The sequence below is a fragment of the Saccharopolyspora elongata genome (assembly GCF_004348985.1).
In the GTDB taxonomy this organism is placed as follows: Bacteria; Actinomycetota; Actinomycetes; order Mycobacteriales; family Pseudonocardiaceae; genus Saccharopolyspora; species Saccharopolyspora elongata.
On the sequence record NZ_SMKW01000004.1, the window covers coordinates 202,378 to 217,980 of the forward strand.

General features: G+C 74.1%; 6 protein-coding genes. 5 read left to right on the top strand and 1 reads right to left on the bottom strand.

Annotated features, from left to right (window positions below; translation table 11 throughout):
• Positions 1-15 precede the first annotated feature (15 nt).
• The 5 genes from E1288_RS05110 to E1288_RS05130 all read left to right on the top strand — a co-directional run bounded on the left by E1288_RS05110 (position 16) and on the right by E1288_RS05130 (position 15,099).
• Positions 16-975: a FecCD family ABC transporter permease gene (locus E1288_RS05110; protein WP_132481529.1), complete on the top strand. Its 960-nt coding sequence runs from the start codon at positions 16-18 to the stop codon at positions 973-975.
• Positions 972-1,991, top strand: a complete 1,020-nt coding sequence (locus tag E1288_RS05115; protein WP_132481532.1) for a FecCD family ABC transporter permease — start codon at positions 972-974, stop codon at positions 1,989-1,991. The genes E1288_RS05110 and E1288_RS05115 overlap by 4 nt, the downstream gene beginning before the upstream one ends.
• A complete protein-coding gene (locus tag E1288_RS05120) occupies positions 1,988-2,764 on the top strand; it encodes an ABC transporter ATP-binding protein (protein WP_132481535.1) in 777 nt (258 codons plus the stop codon). Before E1288_RS05115 ends, E1288_RS05120 begins: the two co-directional genes overlap by 4 nt.
• Before the next feature lie 469 nt (positions 2,765-3,233).
• Positions 3,234-13,679 (top strand): amino acid adenylation domain-containing protein, encoded by a 10,446-nt coding sequence (locus E1288_RS05125; protein ID WP_408012955.1) that lies wholly within the window; start codon positions 3,234-3,236, stop codon positions 13,677-13,679.
• The gene (locus E1288_RS05130; RefSeq protein ID WP_132481538.1) at positions 13,672-15,099 is read left to right on the top strand and encodes a DHA2 family efflux MFS transporter permease subunit; all 1,428 of its coding nucleotides are present in this window, start codon (positions 13,672-13,674) and stop codon (positions 15,097-15,099) included. The genes E1288_RS05125 and E1288_RS05130 overlap by 8 nt, the downstream gene beginning before the upstream one ends.
• Here E1288_RS05130 and E1288_RS05135 read toward each other — a convergent pair.
• Positions 15,096-15,449, bottom strand: coding sequence for a hypothetical protein (locus E1288_RS05135; protein ID WP_132481541.1), 354 nt, complete (start codon positions 15,447-15,449; stop codon positions 15,096-15,098). The two genes, E1288_RS05130 and E1288_RS05135, sit on opposite strands and share 4 nt — an antisense overlap.
• Positions 15,450-15,603: the final 154 nt, after the last annotated feature.

The window sequence follows — 15,603 nt, forward strand, 5'->3', positions numbered from 1 at the left end:
GGGCGCCGTGCCGTGATGCTGCTGGGAGCGGCCGTCGCCCTCGCGGCGGCGGCCGTGCTCGGCATCGCCATCGGCGCGCAGTCGCTGCGACCCGCCGAGGTGCTGCAAGCGCTGGTGGCCTTCGACGGCTCGTCCGAGCACCTGATCATCTGGGATGTCCGCGTGCCGCGCGTGCTGCTCGGCATCAGCGTCGGCGCGGCGCTGGCCGTCGCGGGCGGGCTGATCCAGACGCTGTCCCGCAACCCGCTCGCGGAGCCCGGCATCCTCGGCGTGACCGTGGGCGCCGGCTTCGCCGTCGCGGTCGGTTCCGCGCTCGGGGTGGCGGTTTCCCAGCTCGGCGAGCTGCTCGCGGCGATCGTGGGCGCGGTGCTGGCCGCGCTGCTGGTCTACGCGGTCGGGCGCCGGTCGCCGCTGCGGCTGGTGCTCACGGGCGTTGCGCTGAGCGCGGTGCTGTCCGGGCTGTCGCTCGGCTTGCGCCTGATGAACCCCGAGGTCTTCGACCAGTACCGCTTCTGGGCGGTGGGCTCGCTGGCCGGTCGCGAGCAGGTGCCGCTGGAGGTGCCGCTGGTCGCGATCGGATTGGCGCTGGTCGCGGCGATGCTGCTCGCCCGGTCCCTGAACGCGATCGAGCTCGGCGAGACCGTCGCGCGCACCCTCGGCACGCGCGTGGCGCGGGTGCGGGTGGCGACGCTGGTCGTGATCACGGTCCTGACCGGGGCGGCGACGGCGCTGGCCGGGCCGATCCTGTTCGTCGGGTTGATCGTGCCGCACCTCGCCCGCCGGATGGCCCCCGGCTCCATCCCCTGGCAGCTGGCCTACACCGCCGTGCTGGGTGCGGTGCTGATGCTGCTGTCCGACGTCGGCGCCCGCGTGCTGCTGCCGACGGGAGAGGTGCCGGTGGCGATCGTGACCGGCTTCCTCGGCGGCCCGGTGCTGATCTGGGCGGTCCGGCGGTACGGGTCGGTGGCGCTATGAACGCGATCGTGGTGCGTGCGCGCGGCCGGGCGCTGCGCCTGCCGCGCCGGACGGTCCTGCTCGCCGCCGCGCTGATCGTGCTGATCCTCGCCCTGTCGCTGCTCGGGCTGTGCTTCGGCGCGTCCTGGCTGACGCCGGGGGAGGTGCTGGCCGCGCTCGCGGGCACCGGAGACTGGACGGTGGTCGTCGCGCAGTGGCGGCTGCCGCGCGTGCTCGCCGGGGTCGTGTTCGGCGCGGCGCTCGGGGTGGCCGGGGCGATCTTCCAGAACATCACCCGCAACCCGATGGGCAGCCCGGACGTCATCGGCCTCGACGCGGGCGCCTACACCGGCGCGCTGTTCGCGATCACCGTGCTGTCCGGGACCTCAGCGCAGCTGGCGGGGAGCTCGGTGCTCGGCGGCGTGCTGGTCGCTGCGGTGATCTACCTGCTCTCGGCCAAGGGCGGGCTTTCCGGGCTGCGCCTGGTGATCGTCGGCATCGCGATGAACGCCATCCTCACCTCGGTGAACGCCTGGATCGTGCTGCGCGCCGAGCTGGAGGTGGCGATCGCCGCGGTCGGCTGGAGCGCGGGCTCGCTCAACGGCATCGACTGGGCGGACGTGTACCTGCCGTTCGCGATCATCCTGGGCCTGCTGGCGCTGCTGGCCACCCAGGCGCACGCGATGCACCAGACCGCCCTGGGCGACTCCGTCGCCGTGGCCACCGGTGTTTCGCTGCACCGGCACCGGTTGCTGCTGGTGCTGGTCGGCGTCGGATGCACGGCGACCGTGACCGCGGTGGCCGGGCCGATCGTATTCATCGCGCTGGCCGCGCCCCAGATCGGGCGACGGTTGGCCAAGGCCGCCGGCGTGCCGCTGCTGCCCGCCGCCCTCACCGGCGCGGTGCTGTTGCTCGCCGCGGACCTGATCGCGCAGATGCTGCTGGCGCCGGTGTCGCTCCCGGTCGGCGTGGTGAGCACCGCGATCGGCGGCTGCTACCTGATCTGGCTGCTCACCAAGGAGGTGGAGCGAGCATGACCTCGCGACTGAGCGCGCAGGAACTCACCCTGGGCTACGGCGACAGGGTGGTTTCCACCCGGCTCGGCCTCGACATCCCGGACGGCGCGTTCACCGCCATCGTGGGCCCGAACGCGTGCGGGAAGTCGACCCTCCTGCGCGCGTTCGTGCGGCTGCTGAAGCCCGTTTCGGGCGCGGCGAACTTCGACGGCCGGCCGGTCGGGTCGTACCCGACCAAGGAGCTCGCCCGCTCGCTGGGCTTCCTGCCGCAGGACCCGGCGGTGCCGGAGAACATCCGGGTGAAGCAGCTGGTCGGCCGGGGCCGGTTCCCGCACCAGTCCTTCCTCGCCACGACATCGGAGGAGGACGAGCGGGCGGTCGCCGAGGCGATGGAGGCCGCGGGTGTCGCCGAACTGGCCGAGCGGCCGGTCGCCGAGCTCTCCGGCGGGCAGCGGCAGCGGGTGTGGGTGGCGATGGTGCTGGCCCAGCAGACGCCCTACCTGCTGCTGGACGAGCCGACGTCGTTCCTGGACATCGCGCACCAGTACCAGCTGCTGACGCTGCTGGCGAAGCTGCGCGACGAGGGGCGGACGATCATCGCGGTGCTGCACGACATCAACCAGGCCTGCCGCTACGCCGATCACCTGGTGGCGATGAAGGACGGCCGGGTCGTGGCCGAGGGCGCCGCCGCCGACATCGTCGACGAGACGCTGCTCGAGGACGTCTTCGACCTCCCCAGCATCGTCGTCCCGGACCCGCTGACGGGCACGCCGATGGTCGTCCCGAAGCCCTGACCCCGAGTGCCGTCCCGCAATTTCAATGGAAATCGAAGATCCGATTTCCATTGAAATTGCGGGAGTTGTCCACAGCCTTCGGCGTGTCGTGGCCCGACGCGCCGAAGGACCGCAATTTCCATTGAAATTGCGGGACCGGGTTCGCGCCGCCGAGCCCGCGGGTGAGATCGGCGCGACGTTCGCTTGAGATTGCCTTGGGGGCTTTTCAGGATGCGGCGTCAGCCGCATGCGGTGTGGGACTCAGCTCGCACCGCCGCGGGTTCTCAGACTGTGCCCACCCCGTCGGGGTTCTTGGCGAGGCCAGTCCCCAGCGCCGCGTATTGGTCATACGTCAGTCGGGGGTCCCGGAGTCCAGACGGCGTCTGAGGTTCCGCTACCCGCACCGCTACGCAAACCGCCCCTGCCAGCATTCGTTAGCTTAGCCTAAGCTAACGATGACCTTGGTCTTTGTCATCCCCAGGAGCCAGCGTTGAGCACTGCCAGCATCGAGTCCCGCACTCCCGCCGAGTCGCCGGGCGACCAGGCGATGGAGCTGACCCGCGCGCAGCTCGGCGTCTGGAACGCGCAGCGGCTCGAGCCGGACTCGCCATACTACGTCGTCGGCGACGTGGTGGAGCTCTCCGGGCCGGACCCGATCGACGTGGACGCGCTGGCCGATGCCGTGCGGGCCACCACCGACGAGGCGGAGAGCCTGCGGCTGCGGGTGTTCGAGACCCCGGACGGGCCGCGCCAGTACATCGACGAAGGCCCGACCGAACTGCCCGAGATCGTCGACCTGCGGGCCGAGGCCGATCCGGCGGCCGCCGCAGAGGCGTACATCGCGGCCGAACGCGCGCGGCTGGCCGCGGAGTGCCGGGAGATGGTGGGCCGCAGGCTCTACACCCGGACCGTGCTGCGGCTCTCCGACCGAGAGGTCTGGTACACGCAGCTCGGGCACCACCTGGTTTTCGACGGCTACAGCGCGGCGATGCTGGCTCGCCGCACCGCCGAGCACTACACCGCCCGGGTGCAGGGCGTCGAGGTCTCGCCGTCGCCGTTCGGCCGGTTCGCCGAGCTCGTCGAGGCGGACCGGGAGTACCTCGCGGGCGAGCGGTTCGCGGCGGACCGCGACTACTGGCGCGACGTGCTCACCCCGCTGCCGGAGCTGGCCACCGCGGTGGACGAGCCCGCCGGGCCCGCGGACGAGACGCTGATCGCGCGTGCGGTCCTGCCCGCCGACGAGGTGGCGAGGCTGCACGCGGTCGCCGAAGCGGCGCGCACCAGCTGGGGCGAAGTGCTCATCGCCTGCTACGCCGCGTTCGTGCACCGGGTGTCGGGGGAGTCGGACGTGGTGTTCGCGCTGCCGCTGATGTGCCGGTTCGGCTCCGGCCTGCGGACCCCCGGGATGGCGGTGAACGTGCTGCCCCTGCGGGTGCCCGTGCGCGGCGGCGACCGGCTACCCGAACTCAGCCGCCGGGTGGCCAAGGCGATGCGCGACATGCGCAGGCACCAGCGTTACCGGGGCGAGAACCTGCCGCAGGACCTCGCCGCGCCGGGTGCCGGCGCGCTGCTGCACGGCCGGGGCATCAACCTCAAGGCGTTCGACTTGACCATCGACTTCGGCGGCGCGACCGGCGTGATGCGCAACATCGCGGGCGGGCCGCCGGAGGACCTCGGGCTGAGCGTGCTGCCGACCGCCGACGGTGGCCTGCTGCTCGGCTTCGAGGTGGACGCGCGCACCAACACCCAGTCCGATGTGGACGGCAGGCTCGCCGCGCTGCGCGGGCTGCTGGCGCAGCTCACCGCCGATGACGCCCCGGCCGTGGGGCAGGTGGAGCTGATGGCGCCGGCCCTGCGGGACGAGCTGCTCGCCGAGTGGTCGGTGCCCGCGCTGCCGGGCGAACCGGTCGACGTCCCGACCGCTCTGAACGAGCTCGCGGCCGCGGAACCGGAACGGACCGCGCTGGTGCACGGCTCCGAGAGGCTGTCCGCCGCGGAACTCGCCGCGCGGGTGCACCGGCTCGCCCGCGCACTGCGGGCACGGGGCATCGGCCCGGACGACGTGGTGGCGCTCGCGCTGCCCCGCTCGGTCGATCTGGTCGTGGCGCTGCTCGCGGCGCAGGACGCGGGCGCCGCGTACCTGGCGCTGGACCTCGCGCATCCGCCGGAACGGCTGCGCGAACTGCTCGCGGACGCTCGCCCAGCCCTGCTGCTCACCAGTGGGGAAACCGGGCTCGACGCCGAAGTGGACCTGCACGACGCGGAGTTCACCGCCGAACTCGCGCGCTACGCCGGTACCCCGCTGGCGGACGACGAGCTGGCCGCGCCGCGGCACCCGGAGCACCTCGCGTACGTGATCTACACGTCGGGTTCGACGGGGCGGCCGAAGGGCGTGCTGGGCCGGGTCGGCGCGCTCGCCGGTCTCCTGCACCACAACCGCAGCACCGTCGTGGCCGAGGCGCACCGGCAGGCGGGGCGGCGGCTGCGCACGGCGCACACCTACTCCTTCGCCTTCGACGCCTCCCTCGACCAGCTGCTCTGGCTGCTGTGCGGCCACGAGATGCACCTCTACGACGTCGAGCTCGCCAAGGACGCCGACGCGCTGCTCGCCGCCTACCGCGAGGACCGGATCGACGTCGTGGACACCACGCCGTCGATGGCGGCGCCGCTGGTGGACGCGGGATTGCTGGACGCCGAAGACCACCGGCCGTCGCTGCTCGTGCTGGGCGGCGAGGCCACGCCGGGCGCCCTGTGGCAGCGCGTCGCCGGCTCGCCGGTGCCGGGGCGCAACCTGTACGGCCCGACGGAGGCGACCGTGGACGCCACCGCCGCGGTGATCGACGGCGCCGAACCGACCATCGGCCGGCCGCTCGCGGGCACCCGCATCTACTTGCTGGATGCCGCGCTGCGGCCCGTCGCGCCGGGCGCGATCGGCGAGCTCTACCTGGCCGGGCCGCACCTAGCCCGCGGCTACCTGAACCTGCCCGCGACCACCGCCGAGCGGTTCGTCGCCGACCCGTTCGGCGCGCCCGGCGACCGCGCCTACCGCACTGGCGACCTCGCCCGCTGGGTGCCCGGCCGCGGCCTGGAGTACCTGGGGCGCGGCGACGGACAGGTGAAGATCCGCGGCTACCGGGTCGAGATCGGCGAGGTCGAGGCCGCGCTCGCCGCGGTCGCCGGGGTGAGCGCGGCGGCGGCCGTGCTGAACACCGGCGGCGAGCGGCCGAGGCTGATCGGCTACGCCGTGCCGTCGGACGGGGCATCGCTCACCCCGGAGGCGGTGCGCACCGCCGTCGCCGAGCGGCTGCCGGACGCGCTGGTCCCGTCGGCCGTGGTGCTGCTCGACGAACTGCCGGTGACGATCAACGGCAAGCTGGACCGGGCGGCGTTGCCCGCGCCGCGGATCGAGTCCGGCCGCGCGCCGAGCACCGAGCGCGAGCGCCTGCTCTGCGCGGTCGTCTCGGAGGTGTTCGGCGCCGACGAGGTCGGGGTGGACGAGGACTTCTTCGGCCTTGGCGGCGACAGCATCTCGGCGATCACCGTCAGCGCCCGGCTCCGGGCGCACGGCCTGCACCTCCGGCCCCGCGACCTGCTGGCGCGCCGCACCCTCGCCGCGCTCGCGGCATCGGCGGAGGAGATCGCGGACGAGTCCGCGCAGGTTCCGGACGACCCGACCGGGCCGGTGCCCGCGCCGCCGATCGTCCGGGGACTGCTCGACCCGCACCCGGACGTCGACGTCGTGGCGGGCTACGCGCAGTGGACCGCGTTGCACGTGCCCGAGGGCCTCGCGATGGGAGACCTCGTCGTCGGCGTCCAGGCCGTGCTCGACCGGCACGACGCGCTGCGGCTGCGCGCCGAGAGCGCCGACGCGCTGACCGTGCGCCCGCTCGGCGCCGTGCCCGCGCAACGCGTCGTCCGCGAGGTGCCGAGTTCGGCGGATATCGCCGGTATCGCCGAGGAATTGGTGGCCGAGCTGGACCCGCGCGCGGGCGAGGTGCTCCGGGTGGCGCTGGTGCGCACCGAGGCGGGCATGGCCGACCGGCTCTTGGTGCTGGCCCACCACCTGATCGTCGACGGCGTGTCCTGGCGGGTGCTGCTGCCGGACCTGCACGCGGCGTGCCAGGCCGCGGCGGACGGCACGAAGGCCGAGCTCTCCCCGGCAGGCACGTCCTGGCGGCGGCACGCGACTCTCCTTGCGGAGCAGGGCGAGCAGGGGGCTCGGCGCGCCGAGTTCGAGGATTGGCGCCGGGCGGCGGAAGCCGCGGTCCGGCTCGGCAGCCGCGCGCTGGACCAGCGGCTGGACACGGTGAAGACGGGATTCCGGAGCACGACCACGGCCACGCCGGAGGCCACCGCGGCCGTGCTGACCGCGCTCCCGGAGGCCTACCGCGCCGGGGTCGATGAGGTGCTGCTGGCCGCGCTGGTGCTCGCGCTGCGCTCCGTGCGGCCCGGCACCGACGCCGCGACCGTCACGATGGAGGGGCACGGCCGGGAACCGCTCGTGGACGGCGCGGACCTCTCCAGCACGGTCGGCTGGTTCACCAGCGAGTACCCGGTGCGCGTGCCGGCGGATGCGGTGGCCGCCGATGCGGACCTCGCCGAAGCGCTGGCCGGCGGCCCGGCGGCCGGGCGGCTGCTGCGCGCGGCCAAGGAGGCCAAGCGCTCGATCCCGGACGGCGGCATCGGCTACGGCGTGCTGCGCCACCTCGACCCCGAGACCCGGACCGAGCTCGGCGCGACGCCGCCGCCGGACGTGCTGCTCAACTACCTCGGCCGGTTCGCCCCGCTGCCGGACGGGGGCTGGCGGCTGCCCGACGGCGACCCGTTCGCCGTGCTGGAACCGCCGGACAAGGCGCTGGAGCAGGTGCTGGCGCTGAACTGCTTCGTGCACGAGGCGGACGCGCCCCGCCTCGCCGTCGAGTGGACTGCCGCCGGGCTCGTGCTGACCCCAGACGACGTGGCCGAGCTGCAGCGCGCGTTCGCGACCGCGCTGGACGCGCTGGCCGCGCATGCCGAGGGCCTCGGTGCCGGCGAAGGCGGGCTCACGCCCTCCGACCTGCCACTGGTGGACCTCGACCAAGCCGGTGTCGACGCGCTGCAGGCCGCCCGGCCGATCGCGGACGTGCTGCCCGCCACCCCGCTGCAGGTCGGGCTGTCCTTCCACAGCATGGTGCGCGCCGATGCCGACGCTGACGTGTACGTCGTGCAGGCGATGACCCACCTGGCCGGCGCGTTGGAGCCGGAGCGGTTGGCGGGCGCGGCGGCGGAACTGCTGCGCCGCAACCCCGCGCTGCGGGTCTACCTGGACACGACCGCGGCGGGCGAAGTCGTGCAGGTCGTGCCCGCGGAGATGGACCTGCACTGGTGCGAGGCCGACCTGTCGGCTCGTTCTCCGGAAGAGCGGGAGCGCGCACTCGCTGAGCATGCCCGCGCGGAGCTCGACCGCCCCTTCGACCCGGCGCGGCCGCCCCTGATCCGGTTCCTGCTGTGCAAGCTCGGCGAGACCGAGCACCGGCTGCTCATCACCAACCACCACGCGCTGCTGGACGGCTGGTCGATGCCGCTGGTCGGGCGGACCCTCCTCGCGATCTACGCCGAGCTCGGCGGCGGCGAACCGGTGCCGACCGCGCCACCGCTCGTCGAGTACTTCCACTGGCTGGCCCGCAGGGACGGCGAGGCCGCGCTGCGGGCCTGGCAGGACGAGCTGGCCGGGATCGACGAGGGAACCCGGCTGGCACCGGCGAACCCGACGTCCCGGGTGGACCGGCCGGGCCGGGTCGCGATCGAGCTCGGCACCGGGTTCAGCGCCGAACTGCGCGCGTTCGCACAGGCCAGGGGCATCACCCTGACCACCGTGCTGCAGACGGCATGGGGCGTGCTGCTGGGCAGGCTCACCGGCCGGCGCGACGTGGTCTTCGGCTGCCCCGTGTCGGGCCGGCCCGCCGAGGTGGACGGCGTGGCCGCGATGATCGGGCAGCTGGGCAACACCATCCCGGTCCGGGTGCGGCACGCCGCGGGCGACACCGCCGCGCGGCTGCTCGCCGACGTGCACGAACGCGGCGTCGCCCTCGCCGATCACCACCACGTGGGCCTGCCGGACATCCAGCGCGCCGTCGGCGCGGGCGAGCTGTTCGACACGATGCTCGTGATGGAGAACTTCCCGCTCTCCAGCAGACAGCGCACACCGCTCGCGCCGGGCCTGGAACTGGCGGGCGTGGACATCACCGACGCCACGCACTACCCGCTGACCGTGATCGTCATCCCCGAGGACGAGATCGTCATCGGGCTCGGCTACCAGACGCACGCCTTCGACGAGGCGACCGTCCGCGACTACGGCCGCTGGCTGCTCGCGCTGCTGCGGGAACTCGTCGCCGACCCGGACCGGCCCGTCAACCGGCTGCCGATGCTGGAACCCGCTGAGCGGCGTGACCTGCTGGCGGCGGGCACCGGGACCGTGCCCGCACACGACTACGGCAGCGTGCTGACGCGGTTCGCGAAGTGGGTGGGCGGCAAGCCGGAGGCCGAGGCCGTGGTGTGCCGCGACCGGGTGCTCAGCTACGCCGAGCTGGACCGGCGCGCGAACCGGCTAGCGCACGCGCTGCTGGCCGCCGGCGTCCGCCCGCAGGACCCGGTCGCGGTGCTGCTCGGCCGGGACGTGGAACAGGTCGTGGCGCTGTTCGGCGTGCTCAAGGCGGGCGCGGTGTACGTCCCGGTCGACCCGGGCTACCCGGCCGACCGGCGGGCCTACCTGCTCGGCGATGTCGTCCCGGCAGCGGCCGTGACCACCGAGAACGTGCTGGCCGGCCTCGACGGCGGCCTGCCCGCTGATCTCCGGTTGCTATCGCTGGACGGCACCGCGCCGGACGGCCCCGCCGAGTGGGACTCCGACCCGGCGGACGCGCGCCGCGGCCTCACCGAGGACGCGCTGGCCTACATCATCTACACGTCCGGCACGACGGGGCGGCCGAAGGGCGTTGCGGTGCCCCACCGCGGCATTCCGGACCTGGTCGCGCTGCAGGAGGAGACGTTCGGGATCACCGAGCGCGACCGCTGCCTGCACTTCGCCTCGACCAGCTTCGACGTCGCGTTCTTCCAGACGATGATGCCGCTGCTCTCCGGCGGCACGCTGGTGATCGCGCCGGAGGAGGTGCGGATCCCCGGCGACGAGATCCTCGACTACGTCGCCGAGCACCGGGTGACGGCGCTGAACCTGCTGCCGTCCTTCCTGGCCGCGATGCCCGACGACGCCGAGGTCGACCCCGGCGTGATGTTGATGGTCGGCGCGGAGCGGCTGGACCCCGCGCTGGCACGGCGCTGGGGAAACCGGCGCGCGCTGTTCAACTGCTACGGGCCCACCGAGGTCACGATCAACGCGGTGACCTGGCGGTACGACCCCGACGACGCGGGGCCGCTGCCGATCGGCCGCCCCGATCCCAACGTGCGCGCGTACGTGCTGGACGAGGGCTTGCAGCCGGTCGGGGTCGGCGTCACCGGCGAGCTGTACCTCGGTGGCCCGGGCGTGGCCCGCGGCTACGTCGGCAGGCCGGACCTCACGGCGGCGGCGTTCGTCGCCGACCCGTTCGGCCCGCCGGGCTCGCGGGCCTACCGCACCGGCGACCTGGTGCGGTGGCGGCCGGACGGGCAGCTGGTGTTCATCGGCCGCGTCGACCACCAGGTCAAGATCCGCGGGTTCCGGATCGAGCTCGGGGAGATCGAGAGTACCCTCACCCGGCACCCGGACGTGCGCGCGTGCGTGGTGATCGTGCGCGAGGACGAGCCGGGGCAGCGGCGGCTGGTCGGCTACGTGATCCCCACCGACGGCGCCGACTTCGACGCCGCGCTGCTCCGCGAGCACCTCGCCGCCCAGTTGCCCGGCTACATGGTGCCGACCGCGCTGCTCCCGCTGACCGCGCTGCCGCTGAACACCAGCGGCAAGCTCGACCGGGCGGCACTACCCGCGCCGGGCCCGGCGGCGGCCTCGCGGGAGCCCGCAACACCCGCCGAGGCGTTGCTGCTGGACATCTTCCGCGAGGTGCTCGGCACCGACGCGATCAACCTCGACGACGGGTTTTTCGAAGTCGGCGGCGACAGCATCGTGGCGCTGCAGGTGGTCTCCCGCGCCCGGCGCCGCGGTCTGGGGGTGAGCCCGCGCGACGTGTTCGAGGGCGGCACCGTGGCGGGCATCGCGGTCCTCGCCGAAGTCGACGGCGAGGCCCGCACGGCGGCTCCGGCCTCCGGGGACGTCCCGCTGACGCCGGTCATGCGCGACCTGCTGCGCCACGGCACGGCCGCATCCGGGTTCTGCCAGTGGATGGAGGTGTGCGTTCCCGCCGGTGGCGACGAGGCGACCTGGCAGGCGGTGCTGGACGCCGTGCTCGACCGGCACGACGCGCTGCGCGGCTACCTCGTCGACCCGGTCGACGGGGAGCCGGTGCTGCGCATCCCCGAGCCCGGCGTGGTGACCGGCGCCGACGTGCTCACCCGCATCACCGCGTCGGTCGACGACGACCCGCGCCCGTTGCTCGACGCGCACATCCTCGAGGCGCAGGCCCGGATGGACCCGTGGACCGGGCCGCTGGTGCGCGCGTTCTGGCTGGACAGGGGGCCCGGCGAGCTGGGCAGGCTGGTGCTGCTCGCGCACCACCTCGTCGTCGACGGTGTGTCCTGGCGGATCCTGCTCGACGACCTCGCCCAGGCGCACGAGACGGCCGCCGTGGGCACGGCGCCGGAGCTGCCCCGGTACGGGGAGTCGTTCCTCGGCTGGGCGCGGTCGCTGCGCGCGGCGGTCGAGGCGCGGCGGCCGGAGCTGCCGCATTGGCGGGCGATCGCCGATGCGCCGGCGGCGCCGCTTGGCGCGAAGTCGCTGGACCCGGCGCGGGACACCGCCGCAGCCCTGGTGCACCACGAGATCCGGCTCGCCCCGGAGTCCACCCGCGCCCTGCTCGCCACGCTGCCCGCCGCGTACCGGTGCACGCCGGACCCGGTGCTGCTCACCGCGCTGGCCCGGGCCGTGCGGGCCTGGCGCGGGGAAGCGCCGGACCTGGTGGTCTCGCTGGAGAGCCACGGCAGGCCGCCGCACACCCCGGACCGGTCCGGCCAGGTGGACCTGTCGCAGACGGTCGGCTGGTTCACCGCGATCCACCCCGCACGCGTGGCGCTGCCCGCCGGCGGCACGGCGGAGGAGCTGAAGTCGGTCAAGGAACAGCTGCACGCGAGCGGCGACGGCCTCGGGTACGGCATCCTCGCCGGGGCGGTCCCGGCGATCCGGCCGCAGATCAGCTGGAACTACCTCGGCACCTATCCGACCGGCGGCGGCGAGGACGCGGCCTGGCGGCGCCCGGCCGACGCGGACCCGTTCGGCTCCGGCGGCGGGGAAGAACTGCCGCTGGACCACCAGCTCATGATCAACGCGCTGGCGCGCGACGACGGTGACGGCGTCGCGCTCGGCGTCCGGCTCAGCTGGCCCCGCGAGGTGTTCGCGGACGGGGAGATCGCCGGGCTCGCCGAGCACCTGCGCGCGGAACTGCTGGCCGTCGCTGCCGATCCCGGCGCGGTCGCGGGACCCGGGCTCACGCCGTCCGACCTCCCGCTGGTCGACCTCGACCAGGCCGCGATCGACCGGTTGGAGACCGAGCGCCCCGTGGCGGACGTGCTCCCGCTCGGGCCGCTGCAGGAGTTGATGCTGCGGCACTCGCGGGACCGGGCCGACGACGCCGCCGACCCCTACACGGTGCAATCGACGTTCTCCATCACAGGTGCGCTGGACGTCGACGCGCTGCACGCCGCATGCGGCGACCTGGTGCGCAGGCACCCGAATCTGGCCGCGGTGTTCCCGCCCGACCGGGCGGTGCAGGTGATCCCCGCCGACCCGCGCCCGGACTGCAGGCTGGTCGAAGTGGATCCCGGGGCGGTGGAACGAGCGCTGGCCGCAGACCTCGCGGAACCGTTCGACCTCGCGGCCGGGCCGCCCCTGCGGCTCACCGTGCTCCGGGCGTCGCCCGAGCAGGCCGAGGTGGTGCTGACCAGCCACCACGTGCTCTCCGACGGCTGGTCCGCGCCGCGCATGCTCGTGGAACTGTTCACCCACTACGCGTCACGGGTGCAGGGGAGCGCGCCGAGCGCTCTGCCCGCGCCGGTGCCGTTCGCCTCGTACCTGCGGTGGCGTGCAGAGCGGGATCACGACGCCGACGCCCGCGCGTGGGCCGCCGAGCTCGACGGGCTGCCCGAGGGCGACCACTTGGCGGCCGCCGGCGGAGCGCTCACGGCCCGGGAGTTCCCGCAGCCGGTGCTGTTCGAGGTGCCAGCGGAACTGGTCGGGGCGCTGACCTCGGCCGGGTCGGTGCGCGGTCTCACCGCCAACACCCTGCTGCAGGGCGCTTGGGCCGCGGTGCTGGCGGCGCGTTCCGGGCGCGCGGACGTCTGTTTCGGGGCGATGGTCTCCGGCCGCTCGGCCGGGGTCGACGGCGTCGAGGAGATCGTGGGACTGCTGGCCAACGCGGTGCCGGTGCGCGCGAGCTTCGCAGGCACGGTGGGCCAGGCCTTGGCCGATCTGCAGGCGCGACAGCAGGGCATGGCCGACCATCAGCACGTCGCGCTGCCCGATCTGGAGAGGCTGCTCGGCCGCCGCAGGCTGTTCGACAGCCTCGTGGTGTTCGAGAACTACCCGGCCGACCCCGAACGCCTGCGCCACCCCGCGCCGGGGCTCACGGTCACCGGCACCCGGTTCCGCGAGGCGACCCACCACCCGGTGACGCTGACCGTCGTGCCGGACGGCGACGGCTGGGCCGGCGTCCTCGGCTACCGGCCCGAAGCCATCACCGCGGCGGATGCCCGGGCGCTGAGCCGGGAACTGCTGGGCACGCTGGCCGGGCTCGCGGGCGGGCTGGACTCCGATGCGGCCGGGTTCGTCAGGCAGCTGCGGAGCACAGATGGCTGAGGCGGCCACCCGCGCGCGCATCGACCCGGCGCTGTGGCGCACCGCGTTCGTGCTGGTGCTCGGCACGTTCATGGCGACGCTCGACGCGACGATCGTCAGCGTCGGCATCCGGGAGCTGATCGCGGACTTCGACGCCTCGGTCACCGAGATCCAATGGGTGACCACGGCGTACCTGCTGGCGGTGGTCACGGCCGTCCCGGCGTCGGGCTGGCTTGCGGGCCGGTTCGACGGCAGGCGGACCTGGCTCGTCGCGGTGGCGCTGTTCCTGCTGGGCTCGGCGTTGTGCGCGCTGGCCTGGTCGGCGACGAGCCTGATCGTGTTCCGGGTGCTGCAGGGCCTCGGCGGCGGGCTGCTCCCGCCGACCGGTCAGGCGCTGCTGGCCCGCGCCGCCGGTCCCCGCCGGATCGGGCGGGTGATCAGCGTGGTCGGGGTGGTACCGCTGCTGTCCCCGGTGCTGGGGCCGCTGATCGGCGGCTCGATCCTCGGCGTCGCGGACTGGCCGTGGCTGTTCTACGTCAACCTGCCGATCGGGATCGTCGCGCTTGCGCTGGCGCCGCGATGCGTTCCGGCGGACCCGCCGGCCACTCGGCGGGAGCCGTTCGACTTCGTCGGCGCGGCGCTGCTCTCGCCGGGAATCGCGATGCTGGTGTTCGGGCTCGGCGAGGTCGGCGCGCGCACCATGCCGATCGGGGTGGCGCTGGGCGCGGCGGTGCTGGGCGTGGGCATGCTCGCCGGATTCGTGTGGCACGGGCTGCGGACCGACCGGACTCCGCTGCTGGACCCCCGGCTGTTCGCCCGGCCGCCGCTGGGCGCGGCCGCGCTCGCGCTGGTGGTGCTCGGCGCCTCGGTCTTCGGCACGATGTTCCTCCTGCCGCTGTACCTGCAGGAAGGACGCGGCCTGTCGGCGTGGGAGGCGGGTCTGCTGCTCGCGCCGCAGGGCGTCGGCGCCGCCGCGGGATCGCTGGTGGTCAACCGCCTCATCGACCGGCTGGCGACGCGGACGCTCGTGCTGACGGGGATCGCGCTCATCACGATCGGCACGGCCCCGCTCACCAACCTCGCGGTGCTCGGAACGGATGCACTGCTCGGCTCGGCGCTGCTGGTGCGCGGCGTCGGCATCGCGATGATCAGCGCCCCGGTGATGAGCGCCGTCTACCGGCGGATGCGCCCGCCGGAGCTGCCCGGCGCGTCGTGCGCGCTGAACATGCTCAACACCGTCGGCGGCTCCGTGGGCACCGCGCTGCTCGCCGTGGTGCTCCAATCCAGGCTGGCCGAGCGGGAAGCCCTCGGCGTGGCGGTGGCGTTCGCGGACACCTTCTGGTGGGTCCTCGGCTGCTGTCTCGTCGCGGTGCTCGGCGCCGCCCTGCTTCCGGGTGCCGCGACGCCCGAGCCGGACGCCGCCGCCCCGCGCGCCCGTTAGCCGGTCTGCAGGAGCTTGGCGATCTCGGCGGCGATCACGTCCGGCTCGGTGAACGGGACGTAGTGGTTGGAGCGTGCCGCGATGACGTGGCGGCCCTGAGTGGACTGCGCGGCGCGGTGGGCGTGCGAGGCGTTGGCCTCGGCGCGGATCGCGGGGCCCTTGCCGTTGCCGGTGCGCCCGCCGGAGATGACGGTGACCGGGATGGAGCCGAGGTCGGGTGCGGCGCCGCGCCAGGCGGCGAGTTCGTCCAGGAAGGTCCGGGCCTGCTGCCGCTGGGTGCGCAGGACTTCCGCGGTGAACCCCTCGCGTTCGAAGTCGCGGCGCACGTCGTCGGGCAGTTCGGCGAGCATCCGGCGGAAGCCTAACTTGATCTGGTGTGTGATTCGCCCGGGGTTTCCGCGTGGCAGCGTGGGAAACCCTTGTTTCCCGTAGAACTCGTGATGTTTCATGGTGGGCGTCTTCGCGGTTCGGCAGGGCCGCAGTGGCGGAGGGAGAGCTCGTCGC